Below are 21,420 nucleotides of genomic sequence, written 5' to 3'. Positions count from 1 at the left end.
CTCGTGCACAGGGCGGTACCTCTCTCCGTCGCGGCAGGCGGAGCCGCGGACGTCGGAGAAGTTATCCCCGTGCCCGGCGGCCTCCGAGTGGGAGGCGCGATACGGACGCGGAGGCGGCGTGCGCGCCGCTCACGGAGTCGGATCGCGTCGGCAGCGGTCGCTCGACCGTCAGTCCCCGCCACGGGTTCCGCGCCCGCTGCACCGGCATGCGGAGGCACCGAGGCGCCGCCGATAGAGTCGGCTCCGTGACCCTCTCCCCGCAGATCTTCACGCTCCCCTCGGCGGTGCAGCGGACCCCCGCCGCCGCTCCTCACCCGGGGCTGCTCCGATGAGGGGCATCGTCCTCGCGGGTGGTTCGGGGTCGCGGTTGTGGCCGATCACCAAGGGCATCTCGAAGCAGCTGATGCCGATCTACGACAAGCCGATGATCTACTACCCGTTGTCGACGCTGATGATGGCCGGGATCGACGAGGTCCTCGTGATCACGACCCCCGAGTACAACGACCAGTTCCGCGCCCTGCTGGGCGACGGGTCGAGCCTGGGCATGCGGATCGAGTACGCCGTGCAGCCCTCCCCCGACGGGCTCGCGCAGGCGTTCCTGATCGGCGAGGAGTTCATCGGCGACGAGTCGGTCGCCCTGGTCCTGGGCGACAACATCTTCCACGGCACCGCCCTGGGCACCGCCCTCGCGGCGAACACCACGATCGAGGGCGCCGTCATCTTCGCCTACCAGGTCGCCGACCCGCGCGCCTACGGGGTCGTCGAGTTCGACGAGCACTTCCGAGCCGTCTCCATCGAGGAGAAGCCCGAGCAGCCGCGCAGCAACTACGCCGTGCCCGGCCTCTACTTCTACGACAACGACGTCGTGGCGATCGCGAAGACGATCACGCCCTCGGCCCGCGGCGAGCTCGAGATCTCGACGATCAACGAGCGCTACCTCGAGGCGGGGCGGCTGAACGTCCAGGTGCTCGACCGGGGAACGGCCTGGCTCGACACCGGGACCTTCGATTCCATGATCGAGGCGACGGAGTTCGTGCGCGTGATCGAGCAGAGGCAGGGATTCAAGATCGGCTGCATCGAGGAGATCGCCTGGCGCAACTCCTGGATCGACGACGCCCGCCTCGCCGAGCTCGCCGCACCGCTGGTCAAGAGCGGATACGGCGCCTACCTCCACCGCCTGCTCAGCCTCGAAGGCGTGAACGCGGGCCGCTGAGCCCGGCCTCCCCCGACCTTCCCGACCTCCAGGAGAACCCGTGCGGATCCTCGTCACCGGCGGTGCCGGCTTCATCGGCAGCAACTTCGTCCACCTCACCCTGCGCGAGCGTCCCGACGCACGGATCACCGTGCTCGACAAGCTCACCTACGCGGGCAGCCGCGACTCCCTCGCCCCCGTCGCCGACCGCGTGCGGCTGGTCGAGGGCGACGTCGCCGACGCCGAGCTGGTGGACCGGCTGGTCGCTGATGCGGATCTGGTGGTCCATTTCGCCGCGGAGTCGCACAACGACAACTCCCTGCACGACCCGACGCCCTTCCTCGCGACGAACGTCATCGGCACCTTCGCGCTCCTGCAGGCGGTGCGCGCGCACGACGTGCGGTACCACCACATCTCGACGGACGAGGTGTACGGCGACCTCGAGCTCGAGGACCCCGCGCGCTTCACCGAGCACACCCCCTACAACCCCTCCAGCCCCTACTCCTCGACCAAAGCCGCCAGCGACCTCCTCGTGCGCGCCTGGGTGCGCTCCTTCGGCGTGCGCGCCACGATCTCCAACTGCTCCAACAACTACGGCCCCTACCAGCACGTCGAGAAGTTCATCCCCCGCCAGATCACCAACGCCATCGACGGCATCCGCCCCAAGCTCTACGGCACCGGCGCCAACGTCCGCGACTGGATCCACGTCGACGACCACAACACCGGCGTCTGGGCCATCATCGACCGCGGCGAGATCGGCGAGACCTACCTCATCGGCGCCGACGGCGAGAAGAGCAACCTCGACGTCGTCACCCGCATCCTCACCGCCTTCGGACAACCCGAGGACGCCTTCGACCACGTCACCGACCGCGCCGGACACGACCTCCGCTACGCCATCGACTCCACCCGCCTGCGCACCGAACTCGACTGGCGCCCCCGCTACACCGACTTCGACGCCGGACTCGCCGCCACCATCGACTGGTACCGCGCCAACGAGGACTGGTGGCGCCCCGCGAAGGCCGCCACCGAGGAGAAGTACTCCGCTCAGGCCTGAGGCGGCCCGCCGGCGGGGATCAGTGCGGACCGACTCCGGTCGACACCCGGCCGGAGGGCCGCGGAGAGTCGCACGGGCCGGGCGTCCGCTTCGCGCGGGACCGGCCGGACAGGACGATGCGGAGCAGCTGCAGCGGCTCGAGGAGGTAGCGGGCCGCGAGCCGGCGCGGGTCGCGCGCCAGGCGGAACAGCCACTCCACGCCCAGGGCGCCCATCCACCGCGGGGCGAGCGCCTGCGTGCCGGCGATGTAGTCGAGGCAGCCCCCCCCACGTTCGCGAACGCCGCCCGCGGGGCGAGGTCCCGGTTCTCCAGGATCCAGCGCTCCTGGCGGGGCATGCCCATCCCGACCAGGACGAGATCGGCACGGGCGAGCGACTCGGCGAGCGGCCGCTCCTCGCCGATGCCGTGCCACTGCTGGTCGAATCCGTCGTACGCGAGCCAGGTCATCCGGGACGTGCGGGCGGCGACCGCCTCCGCCGCTTTGGCCGAGGACTCCGGCGTGCCGCCCACGGCGACCACCACCAGAGGCTCGTCGTTCTCGATCAGCGGGAACAGCCAGTCGGTGCCGTGTAGAAGGCTTCGCCGACGTCCGTCCAGGAGCCCGCGCCGCCCGCGGTGAGAGAGAGGCTCTGATCGCTGGGCCAGCCGACCTCCCCGACCGAGCAGTGCACCCCGTACCGGCGGCACCACTGCCCGAAGGTCGTCACCGCCGCCACGAAGACATGCTCGTCGGTGCCGCCCTGCTTGTCCGAGCGCAGGGTCGTGCCCGTGCCGCCGGGGTAGAAGTGCTGCGAGTACACGGTCCGGTCCAGCGGGTCCTGGATCCACGGCCCGTCGGGTGCGATCGCGGCGACCGTGCCCGTCGACGCCTCCCGCATCCCCTCGACCCAGATCGTGTGCCGATCGCCGGTTCCCCGGACGGCCGACACCACGGCCTGGGTGTAGGCCTTGTAGGTCTCGACGGGGACCAGCGCTCGCTTCACCTCGTTGAAGAGGTCGTAGGCGGCGATGCGTCCGTCGTCCTGGAACTCCGCCGCGAGCAGAGTCCAGACCCTCTGCGCCTGGGATACCGAGAGCCCGGATCCGAACCAGACGGTCCCCTCGGGCAGATCGCCCTGGCTCGCCGGATAGGTGCCGTTGTTGTGCAGGTCGAGCACGACGCGCATGCCGGCGGCGCCGATGGCGGCGATCTCGGTCCGGAGCAGCGCGACCGCCGCCGGATCGAGCCCCTTCGCCAGAGCGTCGTCGGTGCTCTCCCCGTCGGCCTGCGGCTGCAGGAGCGACCAGGGCACCGCGAGCCGGACCAGGGTGAGTCCGCGGTCCGCGAGGAACTCGTAGCTCTCGGCCGGATTCCCGGCGGTGCAGTCGACTCCGACGTCGACGCGCGACTGCAGGTCGAACACGTTCACGCCGCGGAGGTAGGACCGGCCGCCCAGGTAGTCGTCGACCGAGCCGATCGCAGGCGCGGGCGACGCGGAGGCGGACGACGGCGCGCAGGCCACGGGAGCAGTTCCGTCGCTCCGCTCGAGGAGCCGCACGGCGACCACGACGAGGGCCGCGACCACCACGACGGCCAGGACGATCAGCAGCGGGCGGCGGAGCCCACGGCGCGGCCGATCGCGTGCGGCGGCGATGCGAGCCTCCCGAGCCTGCCTGCCCGGTGCGGCCACCGGATCGCCGCTGACGCTAGCAGAGCTCCGCGACGCGTCAGCGCACCGCCACCGTCGCGCGGTCGCGGCCGGTGAGGTCGCGCTGCGTGGTCGCTCCGCGCCACCCGTCGGCGGTGAGCAGGGCGCGGATCTCGGCGCCCTGCAGCTCGCCGTGCTCCATCACCAGCACTCCCCCGGAGCGGAGCAGGCGGAGGGCGGTCGCCGAGAGCGAGCGGACGACGTCCAGGCCGTCCTCGCCGCCGTAGAGCGCCGAGGGCGGGTCGAACAGGCGCACCTCCGGGTCGCGCGGGACGGCGGCGGCCGGGATGTAGGGCGGGTTCGAGACGACGACCGAGACGGTGCCGTCCAGCTCGGGAAGTGCGCGGGCGAGGTCGTCGAAGACGATGCGGGCGTTCTCGAGCCCGAGCCGCTCGCGGTTGCCGCGGGCCCAGATGAACGCCTCGGGAGCGTTCTCCACGCCGATCACTCGCGCGTGCGGCACCTCATGCGCGAGCGCGAGCGCCAGGGCTCCGCTGCCCGTGCCGAGGTCGACGGCGATCGGCTCCGGGTCGACGACCGCACGGAGCGCGTCGATCGCGATCTGCGCGACGCCCTCGGTCTCGGGTCGCGGCACGAACACGCCGGGTCCGACCGCGAGCTCGAGCGAGCGGAACGGTGCGATCCCGGTGATGTGCTGCAGCGGCTCGCGAGCCGACCGGCGCTCGATCGCGCTCGCGAACGCCGCGGCGTGCTCGTCGTCGACGGTCAGCCCCGTGATGAGGCGCGCCTGCAGCCGGCCGCGGCCGAGCCCGAGCAGGTGCCCGAGAAGCAGCTCCGCGTCGACGTCCGGTGTGGGGACGCGGGCGGCGGCGAGGCGGGCGACCGCGTCCGCGAGGAGGGTGCGCGCGTCGACGCCGGTGGTCACGAGGGTCACGCCTCCTCGGAGCCGATGTCGGCCAGGCGGGCCTCCTCGTCGGCCTGGATGGCGCTCTCCACCACCGGGTCGAGCGCGCCGTTCATCACTCCGTCGAGGTTGTACGCCTTGTAGCCGGTGCGGTGGTCGGCGATGCGGTTCTCGGGGAAGTTGTAGGTCCGGATGCGCTCGGAGCGGTCCATCGTGCGGATCTGCGTCTTGCGCGCGTCCGAGGCCGCCGCGGCGATCTCCTCCTGCTGGCGGGCCAGGATGCGGGCGCGCAGCACGCGCATGCCCGCCTCGCGGTTCTGCAGCTGGCTCTTCTCGTTCTGCATCGACACGACGATGCCGGTCGGGAGGTGGGTGATCCGCACGGCGGAGTCGGTCGTGTTGACGGACTGCCCGCCGGGACCGGAGGAGCGGTAGACGTCGATCTTCAGGTCGTTCTGGTTGATCGCGACCTCCTCGGGCGCGTCCACCTCGGGGAACACGAGCACGCCCGTGGTCGAGGTGTGGATCCGCCCCTGCGACTCGGTCACGGGGACGCGCTGCACCCGGTGCACGCCGCCCTCGTACTTGAGGTGCGCCCACACGCCCTGCGAGGGATCGGTGGCGTTGCTCTTGATCGCGACCTGCACGTTCTTGTAGCCGCCGAGGTCGGACTCGTCGCGGTCCAGGATCTCCGTCTTCCAGCCCTTCGCCTCGGCGTAGTGGAGGTACATCCGGAGGAGGTCGGCTGCGAACAGCGCGCTCTCGGCTCCGCCCTCGCCGCCCTTGATCTCCATGATGACGTCGCGGCCGTCGTCGGGGTCGCGCGGGATGAGCAGGCGCCGCAGCTTCTCCTGCGCCACCCGCAGCGACTCCTCCAGCTCGGGGACCTCCTCCGCGAAGGCCTCGTCCTCGCGGGCGAGCTCGCGCGCGGCCTCGAGGTCCTCGCCGGCCTGGATCCAGGCGGAGTGGGCCGACTTGATCTGGCTCAGCTCCGCGTAGCGCCGGTTGACCTTCTTGGCGCGGGCGGCATCGGCGTGGAGGGCCGGGTCGGAGAGCTGCGTCTGCAGGTCCTCGTGCTCGGCGAGGAGGACGCTGACGGATTCGAACATGGGGTCCTGGCTTCCGGAGGTGGTCGGGGTCGGGCTCATCGCCCGGGGACGCGAAAACGCCCGCGGCCGCCCCCGGTGACAGGGGCGACCGCGGACGTCGGGGCGCTAGTGGTGGCCGTTGCCGTGGCCGGCGGTGGCCGGGCCGACGGCCGACTTCGAGACCTGCATGAGGAACTCGACGTTGGACGAGGTCTCCTTCAGGCGCGACAGGATGATCTCCAGCGCCTGCTGCTGGTCGAGCCCGGCGAGGGCGCGGCGCAGCTTCCAGGTGATCTTGACCTCGTCGGCGCTGAGCAGCATCTCCTCGCGGCGCGTGCCGGAGGCGTTCACGTCGACGGCGGGGAAGATCCTCTTGTCGGCGAGGTGACGGGAGAGGCGGAGCTCCATGTTGCCGGTGCCCTTGAACTCCTCGAAGATCACCTCGTCCATCTTCGAGCCGGTCTCGATGAGCGCCGTCGCGAGGATGGTGAGCGAGCCGCCGTTCTCGATGTTGCGCGCCGCTCCGAAGAACTTCTTCGGCGGGTACAGCGCCGAGGCGTCCACGCCGCCCGAGAGCACGCGGCCCGAGGGAGGAGCGGTCACGTTGTAGGCGCGGCCGAGACGGGTGATGGAGTCGAGCAGCACGACCACGTCGTGGCCCAGCTCGACCAGGCGCTTGGCGCGCTCGATCGCGAGCTCGGCGACGGTCGTGTGGTCCTCGGCCGGGCGGTCGAAGGTGGAGGCGACGACCTCGCCGCGCACGGTGCGCTGCATGTCGGTGACCTCCTCCGGACGCTCGTCGACCAGGACGACCATCAGGTGGACCTCCGGGTTGTTCTGCACGATCGCATTGGCGATCTGCTGCAGGACGATGGTCTTGCCTGCCTTGGGCGGCGCGACGATCAGGCCGCGCTGTCCCTTGCCGATCGGGGCGACCAGGTCGATGATCCGCTGGGTCAGCTTGCCGGGCTCGGTCTCGAGGCGCAGGCGCTCGGTCGGGTAGAGCGGCGTGAGCTTCTGGAACTCGACGCGCGCAGCGGCCTCCTCGACGGTCTGGCCGTTGATCGAGTCGACGCGGACGATCGCGTTGTACTTCTGGCGGCCGCCGCCCTCGCCCTCGCGGGGCTGGCGGATGGCGCCGACGACCGCGTCGCCCTTGCGCAGGTTGTACTTCTTGACCTGGCCGAGGGAGACGTAGACGTCGCTGACGCCGGGCAGGTACCCGGTGGTGCGCACGAAGGCGTAGTTGTCGAGGACGTCGAGGATGCCGGCGACCGGGATGAGGACGTCGTCCTCGCCGATCTCGGGCTCGAAGTCGTCGCCGATCGCTCCGCCGCGGCGCTTGCGGTCGCGGTAGCGGCTGCGGCGGCCGTCCTCGCCCTCGGCCTGCTGGCCGTTCTGGGGCTGTCCGGAGCCGTTCTGCTGAGGAGCCTGCTGGCCCTCGGACTGCGCGGCGCCGCGCGCGCCTTGGCCGTTCTGCGGCTGGGACTGCGCGGCGGGGCTCTGCTGAGCGTCGTTCTGGCGGTCGTCCCCGCGGTTGCGGTTCCGGTTGCGTCGGTTGCGGCCGCGGCCGGTGCCCTGCTGGTCGCCGTTCTGCTGCTGGTCTCCGCCCTGCTGCTCCTGCTGGTCGCCGGATTCGGAGGAGTCGGCGTCGTTCTCGGCGGGCGCCTGCTCGGCCTGCTCGCTCTGCTCGGAGACGCCCCCGCGGCTGCGGCGGCGTCCGCGGCGTTCGCGCTGGCCGCCCTCGCGGGAGGAGTCGTCCGACTCCGGCCCGTTGGGCAGCTCGATGTCGATGACGGGCTTCGCGGCCTGGTCGGCGTCGCGGTCCTGCTCGATGACGGGGAGGTCGGGGATCAGCGACTCGACGCCGGTCCCGCCGGGGATGTTGAGGTGCTCGCCGGCGGCGACGGTGCCGCTGGAGGCGCGGCGCGAGCTGCGTCGGCGGGGCGCGCGCTCGGCGGGCTCGGCGACCGGCTCGGCCGCCGCGGGGAGCTCGAGCTCGACGGGGGCCGACTCGGCGGCCGTCGCGGAGGGCTCGTCGACGGTGGGCGCGGCCTGCTCGAGGACGTCGGCCGTGTCGGCCTCGGTGCTCTCGACGGGCGTCGGCAGCTCCGCCGGCGCCTCGGGCTGCGGAGCGGACTGCTCGGCCACATCGGCCGGCTCGGCCTCGACGCCGGTGGCGTCGACGTCCGGGGCGACCGCTGCGTCGTCCGGAGCGACCGCGTCGGCGATCGCGGCGGGCGCGTCCTCGGCGGAGGCGGCGCGCAGGTCCGAGATGGCCTGGACCAGCTCGCCCTTGCGGAGCTTGGAGGCGCCGCCGAGGCCGAGCCGCGTCGCGAGAGCCTGGAGCTCGGCGACGCGCAGACCGGAGAGGTCGGCGGTGAGGTCCACGGTCGAGCCGTAGGTGTTGACGTCTGTCACTGGAGAGGGTTCCTTCCCCCCGGGAACGAGTGCTCACCGGGAGAGCTCATCGACCGTGCGGTGCCATCGCGTGTTCTGATCCACGCGATGCTCTCGGCCGCCGGGACCGACTGCCGCAGAGAGCGAGGAGAGGGCCCGGAGACCAGGCGCCGGTCTGCAAGAGGAGCAGGGGCGCCCTTCACACGATGTGATGGCCGTGGTTGTCGGGACGATCCGTCGGACAGATTCCGCTCGTTACGCGGTTCCTCGGGATGCGGTCCCCACTGTAGCACCCTTGAAGTCGACGGCCAGCATGTGCGCGCGCCACGGCGTGGGGGCCTCCCGCTCCACCAGATCCGCGGCGGCGAGGCGCTGGGCGGGGTCGCTGCAGAGCACCAGGACGCTCGGTCCGGCACCCGAGACGACGGCCGCGTAGCCGTGCGAGCGCAGCAGCGCGATCAGCGCTGAGGTCTCGGGCATGGCGGCCGCGCGGTAGTTCTGGTGCAGCTTGTCCTCGGTCGCCGCGAACAGCAGCTCCGGGCTCTGGATGAGGGCGGCGATCAGGAGCGAGGAGCGCGAGACGTTGAACACCGCGTCCTCGTGCGGCACGCTCTGCGGCTGCAGCGAGCGTGCCAGCCGCGTCGACATGGTGTGCTCGGGCACGAAGACGACCGGGGACACGCCGCGGTGGACCATGAGCTTCTTGGAGCGCGGTCGCAGCGGCGAGTCGTCGGCGCCAGAGGCGTGCGGCTCGACCCAGGCGATGGTGAGGCCGCCGAACAGTGCGGGCGCCACGTTGTCGGGGTGCCCCTCCATCTCGGTGGCGATGCGGAGGAGGTCGTCCGAGTCGAGCTCGACGACGCCCTCGAGCAGGCCCTTCGCGGCCATGATGCCGGAGACGATCGCGGCGCCGGACGAGCCCATCCCGCGGCCGTGCGGGATGATGTTGCGCGCGATCACCTCGATGCCGGGCATCTCCTGCCGCTGGTCGGCGAACGTGTACGCGATGGCCTGCACGACGAGGTTCGTCTCGTCGGTCGCCACCTCTCCCTCGCCGACCCCGTGCACGGTGACCCGCGCACCCGTGGCCGCGACGGCCGTCACGTCGAGCTCGTCGTAGAACGAGAGCGCCAGGCCGAGCGTGTCGAAGCCGGGGCCCAGGTTCGCCGAGGTGGCGGGGACCTTGACGTGGACGGTGCGGCCGACGGGAACCGCCGAGGTCATGCGCCGGCCAGCCCCAGCACGTCCGCGATCGCGGCGGTGTCGACCGGGACGACGGTCGGCGTGATGTCCGCGCCGTCGGCCGTGCGGAGCGCCCACTGCGGGTCCTTGAGCCCGTGGCCGGTGACCGTCAGGACGACGGTCGCGTCCTTCGGGATCGCTCCGGCCTCGGCGCGCTCGAGGAGCCCCGCGACGCTGATCGCCGACGCCGGCTCGACGAAGACGCCGACCTCGCCCGCGAGGATGCGGTACGCCTCGAGGATCTTCTCGTCGCTGATCGCGCCGAAGTAGCCGTCGCTGACGGTGCGCGCGTTGAGGGCGAGCTCCCACGAGGCCGGGTTGCCGATCCGGATCGCGCTGGCGATCGTCTCGGGGTGGCGGACCGGGGCGCCGTGCACGATCGGAGCGGAGCCCTCGGCCTGGAAGCCGAACATGCGCGGGAGGCGGGTCGACTCGCCGCGCTCCAGCTCCTCCGAGTAGCCGCGGAAGTAGGCGGTGTAGTTGCCCGCGTTGCCGACCGGGACGATGTGGAAGTCCGGCGCGTCGCCCAGCACCTCGACGACCTCGAAGGCCGCGGTCTTCTGGCCGGCGATGCGGTCCGGGTTCACCGAGTTGACCAGGTGGACCGGGTAGTTCTTCGCGAGGTCGCGGGCGATGTCGAGGCAGTCGTCGAAGTTGCCCTGCACCTGCAGCAGCTGCGCGTTGTGCGCGATCGCCTGGCTGAGCTTGCCCAGGGCGATCTTGCCCTCCGGCACCAGGACGGCCGCGGTGATGCCGGCGTGCGTCGCGTAGGCGGCGGCCGACGCGGAGGTGTTGCCGGTCGAAGCGCAGATGACGGCCTTCGCGCCGTGCTCGACGGCCTTCGAGATCGCCATGGTCATGCCGCGGTCCTTGAAGGAGCCGGTCGGGTTCATGCCCTCGTACTTGACCCACACCTTCGCGCCCGTGCGCGCCGAGAGGGCCGCCGCGGGGATGAGCGGCGTGCCGCCCTCGCCGAGAGTGATGACCGGGGTCGCCTCGGTGACATCGAGGCGGTCCGCGTACTCGTGCAGGACTCCGCGCCACTGCTTGGCCATCTCAGGCTCCTTCAACTCGTAGAACGGACGTCACGGCGCCGACGAAACCATGGGAATGGAGGGCGGTGACGGTGGCCGCCAGATCGGATTCCGCCGCGGCGTGCGTGCCGATGACCAGGGTAGCGGTAGGCTCGCGCCGCTCCGCACCGCCCTGCTCCTCCAGCGGGTCGGCGCCGGGCGGGGTCTGCACCAGGGTCTCGACCGAGACGCCGTGGTCGGCGAAGACGCCCGCGATCTGCGCGAGCACGCCGGGGCGGTCGAGCACCTCGAGGGTGACCTGGTACCGGGTGGTGACGTGGCCGATCGGGAGGACCGCGAGCCCGGAGCTCGCGCTGGTCACCAGGCCGGGGCCGCCGACGACGTGGCGGCGGGCGGCCGACACGACGTCGCCGAGGACGGCGGAGGCCGTCTCGATCCCGCCGGCGCCGGCGCCGTAGAACATCAGGTCGCCGGCCGCCTCCGCCTCGACGAAGACCGCGTTGTTGGCCCCGTGCACGGCCGCGAGCGGGTGGGAGCGGTGCACGAGCGCGGGGTAGACCCGCGCGGACACGCCCTCCACGCCGGTCTTGGCGTCGGTCAGCCGCTCGCAGATCGCGAGCAGCTTGATCACGTAGCCGGAGTCGCGGGCCTGGTCGACCTGCGCCTTCGTGATGCCGGTGATGCCCTCGCGGTGCACCAGGGTGACCGGGACGTCGGTGTGGAAAGCGAGGCGGGCGAGGATCGCCGCCTTCTGCGCCGCGTCGTAGCCCTCGATGTCGGCGGTCGGGTCGGACTCGGCGTAGCCGAGCTCGGTCGCGCGGGCGAGCGCGTCCTCGAGGCTCGCGTGCTCGGTGTCCATCCGGTCGAGGATGTAGTTGGTCGTGCCGTTGACGATGCCGAGGATGCGGTGGACCCGGTCGCCGGCGAGGCTGTCGCGCAGCGGCCGGATGATCGGGATCGCGCCGGCGACGGCCGCCTCGTAGTTGAGCTGGGCGCCCACCTGGTCGGCGGCCTCGAAGAGCTCGTTGCCGTGGGCGGCGAGCAGCGCCTTGTTGGCCGTGATCACGTCCGCGCCCGACGAGATCGCCGTGAGGATGTGGCTGCGGGCGGGCTCGAGCCCGCCGATCAGCTCGACCACGATGTCGGCGCCCAGGATCAGCGACTCGGCGTCGGTGGTGAGCAGGTGCTTCGGGATGTCGGCGGTGCGGGGCGCGTCCACGTCCCTGACGGCCACGCCCACGAGCTCCAGCGGCGCCCCCACGCGCTGGGCGAGCTCGTCGCCGTGGTCGAGCAGGAGGCGCGCCACCTGGGCACCGACGGACCCGGCGCCCAGCAGGGCGACGCGGAGGCTGCGGTACTCGATCATCGGGAGGTGGCCTTTCGTTCGATGCCGGCGTCGCGGCGGAGGAGGTCCTCCTCGGTCTCGCCGCGCACGAGGACGCGCGAGCGCCCGTCGCGGACGGCGACCACCGGGGGGCGCCCGAGGTAGTTGTAGTTGCTGGCGAGCGACCAGCAGTAGGCGCCGGTCGCGGCGACGGCGAGCAGGTCGCCCGGCCGCACGTCCGCGGGCAGGAAGTCGTCGTGGACGACGATGTCGCCCGACTCGCAGTGCTTCCCGGCCACCCGCACGAGGGCGGGCTCGGCCGAGGAGGAGCGGTCGGCGATCCGCGCCGTGTAGTCGGCGCCGTAGAGCGCCGGACGGGCGTTGTCGCTCATGCCGCCGTCGACGCTGACGTAGCGGCGGACCGCGGTCGAGCCCTCGGAGCCGACCGTCACATCCTTCACGGTGCCCACCTCGTAGAGGGTGACGCCGGCGGGCCCGATCAGCGAGCGGCCGGGCTCGATCGCGATGTGCGGCACCGGGACGCCGCGGGCGGAGCACTGCTCGGCGACCGCGTCGGCGACGGCGGCCGCGATCTCGGCGATCGGGGTCGGGTCGTCGGCACTGGTGTACGCGATGCCGAAGCCGCCGCCGAGGTTGAGCTCCGGCACGGGCCCGTCCGCGAGCAGTGCCGCGTGGACGTCGAGCAGGCGCGACGCCGACTCCGCGAACCCGGCGGAGCCGAAGATCTGGGATCCGATGTGGCAGTGCAGCCCGAGGAACCGCAGGGAGGAGAAGGAGCGGATGCGGGCGACCGCGGCCGGGCAGTCGGCGAGTGCGAGGCCGAACTTCTGGTCCTCGTGCGCCGTGGCGAGGAACTCGTGGGTGTGCGCGTGCACTCCGCTGTTGACCCGGAGGCGCACCGCCTGCACGCGGCCGTGCCGCTCGGCCGCGGCTGCGACGCGCTCGATCTCGACGAGGCTGTCGAGCACGATCGTGCCCGCGCCCACCTCGACGGCCCTGTCGATCTCGCGGAGCGACTTGTTGTTGCCGTGGAGGCCGAAGCGCTCGGGCTCGATCCCGGCGGCGAGGGCCACTGCCATCTCGCCGCCGCTGGAGAGGTCGAGGTTCAGGCCCTCGTCGCGCATCCAGCGGGCGACCTCGGTCGAGAGGAACGCCTTGCCCGCGTAGTAGACCGTGACGCCGGTGCCGATCCGGCCGAGCTCGCGGGCGAAGACCTCGCGCATCTCGACGGCCCTGCGGCGGGCGTCGGCCTCGTCCACCACGTAGAGAGGAGTGCCGTGCTCGCGCACCAGCTCGGCGACGGGCACTCCGGCGATCCGGATCCCGCCGTCCTCGCCGCGCTCGGCGCTGTCCGGCCACACGCCGTCGGCCAGGGCGTTCGGGTCGGCGGGCGTGTGCAGCCACTCAGGCGCGAGCGGATGCCGGGGGGCGCGGGCGTCGACGGTGTCCACGGGTGAGACCTCACAGGAGAGAGTGGGAGCGTCACTGCGGGGCGAGCGGGTCCGGATTGACCCCTGAAGCCAGCGATGTCAGTGTTCGGCCCGCGGAAGACGCCGGCACAGGGCTCCGATCCTACCGGTCCGGGGCGGCGGCGCCGCGCGGGCTCAGGCGCACGTGCCCGGTTCCTGCTCCGCGGGGTCGCTGAGGAACGTCGGAGAGAGCGCGAAGCTCGCGTTCAGCGACTCGTCGGCGACCTCGACTCCGGTCAGCGTCAGTCCGCGCGGCACCGAGTCCGCGATGCACACGGAGGACGGAGCGAGCAGGTCGCCGGAGACGGCGCCGAAGCGGTCGCGGAAGTCGGTCGCCGAGAAGGTCGCACCGGCGGCGGAGACCTCGGCCGGGGTCAGCCGGATGGCGCCGTCCACGGCCGCGAGCTCCATCCCCACGCCCGCGCCGAGCCGGAGGCCCAGCACCTCGACGGAGGCGGTCACGCGCACGAGCGGAGCGTCCAGGGTCACCTCGTCGACGGGAACGGTGCTGCGCTCGGTGACGAGCCGCGAGACCGAGGCCGCGTCGATCGCGACCGTGGTGCTGCCGGACTCGACCGCTCCGACGCCGCTCACCGGCACCCCGATCAGGGTCGCAGCGACGTCGCCGTCGAGCTCGCCGAACGTCACGTCCGAGCTGCGCAGGTCGAGCCGGTCCAGCCGCCCCGAGACGAGCTGCGGGAGCACGGCCCAGCCGGCGACGTCGACGTCCACCGCCCGGTCCGCGGGCAGTGCGAGCGCCTCGCGGAGGCTCGCGGCGGCGCGGTCCGCGACGGCGCGGCGGGCGAGCGAGTCGCCCACCACCGCCGCGACCACGAGCAGCACCAGCACCACGACGACCACCACGGCCGCGCGTCCCCCGCGCCGGCGCCGCGGCGCAGCCCCCGACGCGCTCACATCCGGTCCGGGGCCGTGACGCCCAGCAGGGAGAGCCCGTTGCGGAGCACCTGCCCGGTCGCCTCGTTCAGGCGCAGCCGGGTCGAGTGCACGGCCTCGACCGGGTCCTCGCCCTGCGGCACGACCCGGCAGTTGTCGTACCAGCGGTGGTAGAGGCCGGCGACCTCCTCGAGGTACCGCGCGACGCGGTGCGGCTCGCGCAGCTCCGCGGCGTGCGCCACGATGCGCGGGAACTCCTGCAGGCCGCCGAGCAGCGCCGACTCGGTCGGATGCACCAGCGTCTCGGGCGCGAACGGCTCGACGGGGACGCCCGACGCCGCGGCCTTCGCCGCGACCTGGCGGGTGCGCGCGTGGGCGTACTGCACGTAGTAGACGGGGTTGTCGTTGCTCCGCTTGGTCAGCAGGTCGAGGTCGATGTCGAGGGTCGAGTCGGCCGAGGAGCGCACCAGCGAATAGCGCGCGGCGTCCACGCCGACGGCCTCCGTGAGGTCCTCCATCGTGACGACGGTCCCCGCCCGCTTGGACATCCGGACCGCCTCGCCGTCGCGGAGCAGGTTGACCAGCTGGCCGATCAGGATCTCGAGGTTCACGCCCGGGGTGTCGCCGAACGCCGCGCACATCGCCATCATCCGGCCGATATAGCCGTGGTGGTCGGCGCCGAGCATGATGATCGCCCGATCGAAGCCGCGCTCGCGCTTGTCGAGGTAGTAGGCGAGGTCGCCCGCGATGTAGGCCGCCTCCCCGTCGCTCTTGATGATGACGCGGTCGCGGTCGTCGCCGAACGAGGTGGTCCGCAGCCAGGTGGCGCCGTCCGCCTCGAAGATGTGCCCGAGCTCGCGGAGGCGCTCGATCGCGCGGTCGACGGCGCGCGACTCGTGCAGGGAGTTCTCGTGGAAGTACACGTCGAAGTCGACGCCGAACTCGTGCAGGCTCTGCTTGATCTCGCCGAACATCAGCTCGACGCCGATCGAGCGGAAGGTCTCGGCGAGCTCCTCCTCGGGCAGGACGGCGAGGTCGCCCGGGTAGGCGGCCGCGACGCGCTCGGCGATGTCGCCGATGTAGGCGCCGCCGTAGCCGTCCTCCGGGGTCGGCTCGCCGCGGTGGGCGGCGAGGAGGCTCCGCGTGAAGCGGTCGATCTGCGCGCCGTGGTCGTTGAAGTAGTACTCGCGGGTCACCTCGGCGCCCTGCGAGAGGAGCATCCGGGCCAGGCTGTCGCCGACCGCCGCCCAGCGCGTCCCGCCGATGTGGATGGGGCCGGTGGGGTTGGCGGAGACGAACTCGAGGTTCATCCGGACGCCGGCGTAGGCGGACCCGGTGCCGTAGGCCTCGCCCGCCTCGACGATCGCGCCGGCCAGGGCGCCCGCGGCCGCGGCCTCGAGCCGGACGTTGAGGAAGCCGGGACCGGCGACCTCGACCGTGGCGACGCCCTCGACCGCGCCCAGCCCCTCGGCCAGCTCGGCGGCGAGCTCGCGCGGGTTCGCGCCGACCCGCTTCGCGAGCTTCATCGCGATGTTCGAGGCCCAGTCGCCGTGGTCGCGGTTCTTCGGGCGCTCCAGCACGACGTCCGAGAGCTCGACGCCCGCATCGCTCCCCCGTCGCTGCACGGCGTCGAGGACGAGGGCGTGCAAGGAGGCGGCGAGCTGTTCGGGAGTCACGGGGAGCGATTCTACCGGCCGCCGCGCCCGCGCCCCCCGTCCCTCCTGCACCGCGGGGCCGCTCGGCAGGGCGGCGTTGCTAGGGTGCGACGCATGCGCCGTCCCGCCGCCCTCCTCCTCGTCGCCCTCGCCGCGGCGGCCCTCTCCGGCTGCTCCCCCGCGGCCGACCCGGAGCCGAGCGCGAGCGGCGCCGTCAGCGGCACGCCGATCCCCCTCGCCTGCGAGCAGCTGGTCCCGGCCTCGGCGCTCGCGGGCCTGTGGGGCGGATTCTCCCCGGACGACGGCATCGGGACCACCGCCGTCTCCGAGGAGATCGCCCAGTACGACGGCCTGGTCTGCGGATGGTCCGACGATTCGGGCGCCGAGCTGCAGCTGGCCGTGGCCCACCTCGACCCCGCGGTGATCGAGGCGCTCAAGAACGAGTTCTTCACCACCAGCAAGGCCGTCCCCACCTACGGCAAGCCGCCGGAGATCGAGGGCTACTACCAGGTGGCCGAGGGGCGGGGCGTCGCGGACGCCTTCGTCGGCGAGTACTGGATCGAGGCGTCCAGCGCCTCCTTCGTCGAGCCGGGCGACCCCGAGCCGCTCGTGCGGTCGGCGATCGGCGTCCTCGCCGGCTGAGCCCGGGCGTCAGCCCAGGCGCACCGGCGAGACGTGGTCGTCGACGAGCGCCGCGTCGCAGTCGGCCTCCACGCTCATCCCGGTCAGGCGCAGGTCCGTCAGGTAGCTGCTGAGGAACGCGGTGTCCGCCGTGTCCCGGCCGGACGAGATGCGCAGCATCGACCCGCGCGGAGCCAGCCGGGTCGCGTCCACGACGTGCCAGGCGCCGCCCACCCAGGCCTCCGTGACCGCGTGGAAATCCCGCGGCTCGAGGCCCGGCGCGTAGACCGCCGTCACCCGGGCGGGGATGTCGAGGGCGCGGAGCAGCCCGGCGACCGTGTGCGCGAAGTCCCGGCACACGCCCTGGCCGCTCTCGATGACCTGCGCCGCTCCCCCGGTGCCGACCGTCGACCCGTAGACGTACGACAGGTGGCCGTGCACCCATTCCTCGACGGCCGTCAGCGCCTCGAAGCCCCGGGCCCGCCCGAATTCGCGCCGGGCTATCCCGCCGAGCACGTCCGCCTCGGCGTACCGGCTCGGCCGCAGGTACTCGACGAGCTCGAGCTCGCTCGGCTCGTCCGGAGCGCCGTGCCCGGCGACCCGCGCCCGGTACTCGACCCGCAGGTCGCCCTCGTTCCCCGCGACGCGGTGCACGCGGGCGCCGTGCCGCGCCGGGAACTCCCGCACCGGCACGTCCTGCCCGTCGAGCCGGACGGTGAAGGAGTCCTCGAACGAGTCGCCCGTGGGCGTCGCCGCCACCAGGAAGATCAGGTCGGTCGGGCCGTTGAGACGCAGATCCAGCGAGGCGGAGACGGTGCGCAGCATGGCTCCATCGTGGCATGCGGGAGGACCGCTCCCGGCGTCGGGGCCCGCCCCGCCCGGGTGCTAATGTGGTCAGGCACTCCTGGCCCCCATAGCTCAGGGGATAGAGCACTGCCCTCCGGAGGCAGGGGCGTAGGTTCGAATCCTACTGGGGGCACATCTGCGGTCCTCCGCTCCCCTCCCTCGCCTGCGGGAGCTCAGCTCCGGTGCTCGACGCCCCTCGAGGCGCACCCCTCCACCACGGACCGAGCGGCGTCACCCGGTGGGCGACCGAGTCCGACCGTGGCGCTCCTCACCCGGCGCTCCGACCCTCCCCGGACAGCACGAAGGCCCGCGATCGTCGATCACGGGCCTTCGAAACGTTCACCACCGGCACTCGGCCGGTCGGGCTCACTCGTAGAGGTGGAAGGTGCCGGCGCAGTCGGCCGAGCAGAAGCCGTCGCGGCGACGGGCCGAGGCCGCTCCGCAGGCTTCGCAGCGGCGGCGTCCGAGCATCCGCGAGATCAGGCTCTGAGGCGCCGACGCGACCACCGAGACCGGGGTGTCGGGGCGCACGGGGGATCCCGTGGTCGAATCGAGCTGGATCCCAGCGGTGTCGCGCGTGGCGCGAAGCATCCGTGTTCCTTCCGATCGGTGAACCATGTGCGAGCGCTGTATTGCCAGTCCCTGAGATTCTGCGAAGGGCTTGACGCGGCTCGCGATCGAGAGGAGCCGATATCGACATCTGTCGGTCAGTCGGGATCGACCCGGGGAACGACGAACAGCCGCGCCCCCTCCTGGCGGAGAGAGGCACGGCTGTTCGGGCGTCGGGGATCGGTGGGCGGACGACGCCGGAGCTCATGGGAGCGGGGCGTCGAGCCCGGAACGACCGGGAAGTGGGCCTGGTACGCGCCGCTGGTGCTCCGGGTGTCGATCGCCACCGTCGGTGCGGGAACCGGCACCGGTCGCAGGGCGGGGAGCGAGGCGCTCCTGCCCGTGCGGAACGGCAGCAGGACGAGCATGACGGGAAGAAGGACGATCCACAGGAGGACCGACAGCGCGAGACGCGCCCAGATGGAAAGAATATTGAGCACTTTGTGCCGCCTTCGGGTGACGGTAGAGGTGAACTTCGCGAACAGGATCATCGGGCCGACGGGGAGAGAAGAGTAGAAATGCGCCACTGATCGCGCCTCTCCCGCCACGCCCCCGAGCGGTCTGTTGCTCCTCATTCGTCGCCCAGCGCCGATCGGATGGGTCGATCCCGCATCCGATCGACACACGGCCCGCCCAGTGCGTCCTCCTGGGAGCCGGGCCGTAGGGTGAGCGCGTGAAGATCCTTGTCGTCGAAGACGATCCAGCCATGGGTGAGGCCCTCGTCGGCGGCCTCGAAGACGCCGGCTACGAGGCCGTGCTGACCACGAACGGCATCGACGCGCTCGTCGCGTTCAGCAACGCCGAGTTCTCGGCCGCCATCGTGGACGTCATGCTCCCGGCGATGTCGGGCTTCGAGATCTGCCGCCGGATCCGCGAGCTCGGCCGGCCCACGCCGATCATGCTGCTGACCGCGCGGGACGCGATCGAGGACCGCGTCTTCGGGCTCGACGCCGGAGCGGACGACTACCTGACCAAGCCGTTCGCGTTCACCGAGCTCAACGCGCGCCTCCGGGCCCTCCTGCGCCGCAGCCCGTCGCTGATGTCCACCTCGATCGACGTCGGACGCATCACCGTGGACGGATCGAGCATCCGGCGCACCGCCGACGGCTCGCGCATCCACGTCAGCCCGAAGGAGCTCGAGCTCCTCAAGCTCCTCATCACTCCCGTCGGCTCCGTCGTGACCCGCCAGCGGATCCTCTCCGAGATCTGGGGCGGCGGCGAGATCGTCGACAACAACATCGTCGACCAGTACGTCAGCTACCTGCGCAAGAAGCTCCCGACCGAGGACACGGGCGTCAGCATCGTGACCGTCCGCGGCAAGGGCTACTTCCTCCGCCCGGTCGAGTAGCCCGTGTCGCGGATGAGCACGGCACGCCGCCGGGTCGGCGCGCTCTCGATCCGCGCGAGGATCACCGTGGGAACGGTCGCTGTGGCGACCGCCCTCTTCGCGCTCGCGGCGCTGCTCTTCTACCAGGTGGTCACCGGCATCGTCGACCGCAGCGAGCGGACGATCCTGATGTCGATCGAGGACGAGGTGCGCCGCGACATCTCGGCGGGCAACGTTCCGCGCACGCAGGGCTCGTCGACGGGCCAGCTGTTCCTCGCCCTCGCTCCCGACGGGAGCGTCAGCACCTCGACCATGCCCTCGCGCCTGAGCGGCGAGGTGCTCAGCGCTCTGGCGGAGGAGCCCGCCGACACCTCGCCCCGGTACGCCGACGTGACGACGGCGAACGGCAGCTACCTGGTCCGCTTCACGGCCATCGAGAGCGATCGCGGCGTCTGGCAGGTCGCCTCCGCGCGCGACCAGGCCGCGTCACAGCTCGTCCTCGACGACTTCGCCCACGTGCTCGTCTACGCCGCGATCTTCCTCGTCGTCACGTTCGGGCTCGCCTCGTGGATCCTGACGGGCGCGGCCCTCGCCCCGGTGCGCCGGATGCGGGCGCGCGCGGATCAGATCGCCGCCGAGCCCGGGCAGGGCGACCAGCTCCCGGTCGTCGGCACGCGCGACGAGATCGACGAGCTCGCGGTGACGCTGAACGCGTTCCTGACCAAGCAGACCGCGTCGCTGGCCCGGGAGAAGCAGATGGTGTCGGATGCGAGCCACGAGCTCCGCACTCCCCTCGCCGCGCTCTCCGCGCAGCTCGAGATCGCCCACCATCGCGTCGACGACCCGGTCGCGGTCGACCGGGTCATCCTCGACGCGCAGAAGAGCGTCGACCGGCTCGTGCGCCTCGCATCCGCCCTCCTCGACATCTCGCGCATCGAGAGCCGCACCGTCCGCCCGACCGCTCCCTTCGCCGAGCTCGTCGACGAGCTGGTGGGCGCCGTCGACCGCACCCGCCTGCTCGCCTCGGAGTCGGGGGTGGAGATCGACTACGAGATCGACGAGCGCGAGCCGGCGCGGCTCTACGCGGTCGCGTCCCAGGACTTCGGCCGGGTGATCGACAACCTCGTGAGGAACGCGATCCAGGCGATGAACGGCGGCGGCATGATCGTCGCCTCCCTCTCGCAGTCGGACGGGCGCCTGATGCTCAGCGTCTCGGACGACGGACCGGGGATGCCCGACGCCTTCATCCCGGTCGCCTTCGACCGCTTCTCCCGCCCGGACGACTCCCGGACCCTCGCCTCCGGCGGCAGCGGTCTGGGGCTGGCCCTGGTGCACACCACCGTGCTCTCGGCCGGCGGGACGGTCGCCCTGGTCAACCGCTCCCCCCGGGGTCTCGCGGTCGACATCGTCCTCCCGCCCGTCGGCTCCGCCTGATCCGCCCCGCCCCGGGAACGAATAAGGCCCCCGGCGGACCGGGGGCCTTCGTGGAGGATCGTCAGCGCGGGTCGTCCTCGGGGCGGACGGGCTGCGGCTGCGGGTCGCCGACCGCGGCGGGCGGCGGAGCCCAGGCCGTCTGCGGCGCCTCCGCCGGGGAGGTGCCGCCGTCGAGCAGGTTGCGCGCGCGGTTGACCACCTCGGGGTCCACGAGCACGGAGTAGCTGGTCGCGATCACCTGCATGGTCGAGGTGAAGTCGCGACGGCGGCGGTTCACGGCGTAGGAGGCGAGCCCGAAGAGCATCCCGAAGCCGGCGCCGAGGAGGACCGCCGCGATGAGGAAGGAGAACTCCGTCGTCGGCGAGAAGATGATGAGCAGGAGGCCCAGGAAGACACCGAGCCAGGCGCCGGAGGCCGCTCCGGCGAGGGCGACGCGGCCCCAGGTGAGCTTGCCGGTCACCCGCTCGACGCTCTTGAGCTCGTTGCCGATGATGGCGAGCTGGCGCACCGGGAAGTCGGCGCGGGCGAGCACGTCGACGGCTGCCTGCGCCTCCTGGTACGTGTCGAACGTGGCGAGGATCTCCCCGCGCGGGATCGTGGGGAAGGCCGGCCCTCGGCCGCTGAACGGCGTCTGCTGAGTCACCCGGACAGAATCGC

Annotated in this window: 20 protein-coding genes, 1 tRNA gene and 1 pseudogene; 6 read left to right on the top strand and 16 right to left on the bottom strand. The window is 72.3% G+C overall.

Annotated features, from left to right (window positions below; genetic code table 11):
• Positions 1–328: 328 nt before the first annotated feature.
• Positions 329–1,213, top strand: a complete 885-nt coding sequence (gene rfbA, locus C5B98_RS02760; protein WP_104223010.1) for a glucose-1-phosphate thymidylyltransferase RfbA — start codon at positions 329–331, stop codon at positions 1,211–1,213.
• Between the two features lie 40 nt (positions 1,214–1,253).
• Positions 1,254–2,246, top strand: a complete 993-nt coding sequence (gene rfbB, locus C5B98_RS02755; protein WP_104223009.1) for a dTDP-glucose 4,6-dehydratase — start codon at positions 1,254–1,256, stop codon at positions 2,244–2,246.
• Positions 2,247–2,265: 19 nt separating this feature from the next.
• Here the strand turns inward: rfbB and C5B98_RS02750 are convergent, their stop codons facing one another.
• From C5B98_RS02750 to argS, 12 genes and pseudogenes are all read right to left on the bottom strand, one after another.
• A complete protein-coding gene (locus C5B98_RS02750) occupies positions 2,266–2,658 on the bottom strand; it encodes a WecB/TagA/CpsF family glycosyltransferase (protein ID WP_219812257.1) in 393 nt (130 codons plus the stop codon).
• Positions 2,574–2,765 (bottom strand): annotated as a pseudogene (locus tag C5B98_RS17445) (hypothetical protein); the annotation flags it as partial. The pseudogene C5B98_RS17445 and the gene C5B98_RS02750, both read right to left, overlap by 85 nt.
• A gap of 23 nt (positions 2,766–2,788) precedes the next feature.
• Positions 2,789–3,916, bottom strand: coding sequence for a glycoside hydrolase family 5 protein (locus C5B98_RS02745; protein WP_104327266.1), 1,128 nt, complete (start codon positions 3,914–3,916; stop codon positions 2,789–2,791).
• 37 nt (positions 3,917–3,953) lie between these two features.
• The gene (gene prmC / locus C5B98_RS02740) at positions 3,954–4,829 is read right to left on the bottom strand and encodes a peptide chain release factor N(5)-glutamine methyltransferase (protein WP_104232723.1); all 876 of its coding nucleotides are present in this window, start codon (positions 4,827–4,829) and stop codon (positions 3,954–3,956) included.
• Positions 4,826–5,908, bottom strand: a complete 1,083-nt coding sequence (gene prfA / locus C5B98_RS02735; RefSeq protein WP_104225564.1) for a peptide chain release factor 1 — start codon at positions 5,906–5,908, stop codon at positions 4,826–4,828. The genes prmC and prfA overlap by 4 nt, the downstream gene beginning before the upstream one ends.
• Positions 5,909–6,013: 105 nt before the next feature.
• Positions 6,014–8,308, bottom strand: a complete 2,295-nt coding sequence (gene rho / locus C5B98_RS02730; protein ID WP_104327265.1) for a transcription termination factor Rho — start codon at positions 8,306–8,308, stop codon at positions 6,014–6,016.
• A gap of 234 nt (positions 8,309–8,542) precedes the next feature.
• Positions 8,543–9,511, bottom strand: a complete 969-nt coding sequence (thrB, locus tag C5B98_RS02725; protein WP_104223004.1) for a homoserine kinase — start codon at positions 9,509–9,511, stop codon at positions 8,543–8,545.
• Positions 9,508–10,584 (bottom strand): threonine synthase, encoded by a 1,077-nt coding sequence (gene thrC, locus C5B98_RS02720; protein WP_104223003.1) that lies wholly within the window; start codon positions 10,582–10,584, stop codon positions 9,508–9,510. The genes thrB and thrC overlap by 4 nt, the downstream gene beginning before the upstream one ends.
• A gap of 1 nt (position 10,585) precedes the next feature.
• Positions 10,586–11,929: a homoserine dehydrogenase gene (locus tag C5B98_RS02715; RefSeq protein WP_104223002.1), complete on the bottom strand. Its 1,344-nt coding sequence runs from the start codon at positions 11,927–11,929 to the stop codon at positions 10,586–10,588.
• Positions 11,926–13,359 carry a diaminopimelate decarboxylase gene (gene lysA / locus C5B98_RS02710; protein ID WP_104223001.1) on the bottom strand — a complete coding sequence of 478 codons (1,434 nt, stop codon included), beginning with the start codon at positions 13,357–13,359 and terminating at the stop codon, positions 11,926–11,928. The genes C5B98_RS02715 and lysA overlap by 4 nt, the downstream gene beginning before the upstream one ends.
• Before the next feature lie 153 nt (positions 13,360–13,512).
• The gene (locus C5B98_RS02705; protein WP_104262485.1) at positions 13,513–14,241 is read right to left on the bottom strand and encodes an LmeA family phospholipid-binding protein; all 729 of its coding nucleotides are present in this window, start codon (positions 14,239–14,241) and stop codon (positions 13,513–13,515) included.
• A 47-nt stretch (positions 14,242–14,288) separates the two neighbouring features.
• Entirely contained in the window at positions 14,289–15,947 is a 1,659-nt protein-coding gene (gene argS / locus C5B98_RS02700) for an arginine--tRNA ligase (RefSeq protein ID WP_104222999.1), read from the bottom strand.
• 93 nt (positions 15,948–16,040) lie between these two features.
• Here argS and C5B98_RS02695 point away from each other — a divergent pair, with 93 nt between their 5' ends.
• Positions 16,041–16,568 (top strand): hypothetical protein, encoded by a 528-nt coding sequence (locus tag C5B98_RS02695; RefSeq protein ID WP_104237561.1) that lies wholly within the window; start codon positions 16,041–16,043, stop codon positions 16,566–16,568.
• A gap of 9 nt (positions 16,569–16,577) precedes the next feature.
• Here the strand turns inward: C5B98_RS02695 and C5B98_RS02690 are convergent, their stop codons facing one another.
• Complete coding sequence (locus C5B98_RS02690) at positions 16,578–17,372, bottom strand: transglutaminase family protein (protein ID WP_104232730.1); 795 nt, start codon at positions 17,370–17,372, stop codon at positions 16,578–16,580.
• 82 nt (positions 17,373–17,454) lie between these two features.
• Between C5B98_RS02690 and C5B98_RS02685 the strand changes: the two genes are divergently transcribed.
• Positions 17,455–17,526: transfer RNA gene (locus C5B98_RS02685), tRNA-Arg, on the top strand.
• Positions 17,527–17,759: 233 nt separating this feature from the next.
• On the opposite strand, the gene C5B98_RS02680 is transcribed toward C5B98_RS02685, so the two are convergent.
• Complete coding sequence (locus C5B98_RS02680; RefSeq protein WP_104246599.1) at positions 17,760–17,984, bottom strand: hypothetical protein; 225 nt, start codon at positions 17,982–17,984, stop codon at positions 17,760–17,762.
• 116 nt (positions 17,985–18,100) lie between these two features.
• On the bottom strand, positions 18,101–18,529 hold the full coding sequence (locus C5B98_RS02675) for a hypothetical protein (RefSeq protein ID WP_146076875.1): 429 nt from the start codon (positions 18,527–18,529) through the stop codon (positions 18,101–18,103).
• 146 nt (positions 18,530–18,675) lie between these two features.
• Between C5B98_RS02675 and C5B98_RS02670 the strand changes: the two genes are divergently transcribed.
• Positions 18,676–19,350: a response regulator transcription factor gene (locus C5B98_RS02670; protein ID WP_258059273.1), complete on the top strand. Its 675-nt coding sequence runs from the start codon at positions 18,676–18,678 to the stop codon at positions 19,348–19,350.
• A 12-nt stretch (positions 19,351–19,362) separates the two neighbouring features.
• The gene (locus tag C5B98_RS02665; RefSeq protein ID WP_146076469.1) at positions 19,363–20,763 is read left to right on the top strand and encodes a cell wall metabolism sensor histidine kinase WalK; all 1,401 of its coding nucleotides are present in this window, start codon (positions 19,363–19,365) and stop codon (positions 20,761–20,763) included.
• Between the two features lie 61 nt (positions 20,764–20,824).
• On the opposite strand, the gene C5B98_RS02660 is transcribed toward C5B98_RS02665, so the two are convergent.
• Positions 20,825–21,406 carry a general stress protein gene (locus tag C5B98_RS02660; RefSeq protein ID WP_258063423.1) on the bottom strand — a complete coding sequence of 194 codons (582 nt, stop codon included), beginning with the start codon at positions 21,404–21,406 and terminating at the stop codon, positions 20,825–20,827.
• Positions 21,407–21,420: the final 14 nt, after the last annotated feature.

This window comes from Rathayibacter sp. AY1A5, assembly GCF_002930875.1.
GTDB lineage: Bacteria > Actinomycetota > Actinomycetes > Actinomycetales > Microbacteriaceae > Rathayibacter.
The sequence above is the reverse complement of the archived record's forward strand: the minus strand, read 5'-3'. Positions and strand labels throughout refer to the sequence as shown.

Bases quoted from the DNA above. Each gene is read 5' to 3' on its own strand.
- thrB (WP_104223004.1), bottom strand. From the start codon at position 9,511: ATGACCTCGGCGGTTCCCGTCGGCCGCACCGTCCACGTCAAGGTCCCC.
- prfA (WP_104225564.1), bottom strand. From the start codon at position 5,908: ATGTTCGAATCCGTCAGCGTCCTCCTCGCCGAGCACGAGGACCTGCAG.
- C5B98_RS02680 (WP_104246599.1), bottom strand. From the start codon at position 17,984: ATGCTTCGCGCCACGCGCGACACCGCTGGGATCCAGCTCGATTCGACC.
- thrC (WP_104223003.1), bottom strand. From the start codon at position 10,584: ATGGCCAAGCAGTGGCGCGGAGTCCTGCACGAGTACGCGGACCGCCTC.
- C5B98_RS02695 (WP_104237561.1), top strand. From the start codon at position 16,041: ATGCGCCGTCCCGCCGCCCTCCTCCTCGTCGCCCTCGCCGCGGCGGCC.
- C5B98_RS02665 (WP_146076469.1), top strand. From the start codon at position 19,363: ATGAGCACGGCACGCCGCCGGGTCGGCGCGCTCTCGATCCGCGCGAGG.
- C5B98_RS02715 (WP_104223002.1), bottom strand. From the start codon at position 11,929: ATGATCGAGTACCGCAGCCTCCGCGTCGCCCTGCTGGGCGCCGGGTCC.
- rfbA (WP_104223010.1), top strand. From the start codon at position 329: ATGAGGGGCATCGTCCTCGCGGGTGGTTCGGGGTCGCGGTTGTGGCCG.
- C5B98_RS02690 (WP_104232730.1), bottom strand. From the start codon at position 17,372: ATGCTGCGCACCGTCTCCGCCTCGCTGGATCTGCGTCTCAACGGCCCG.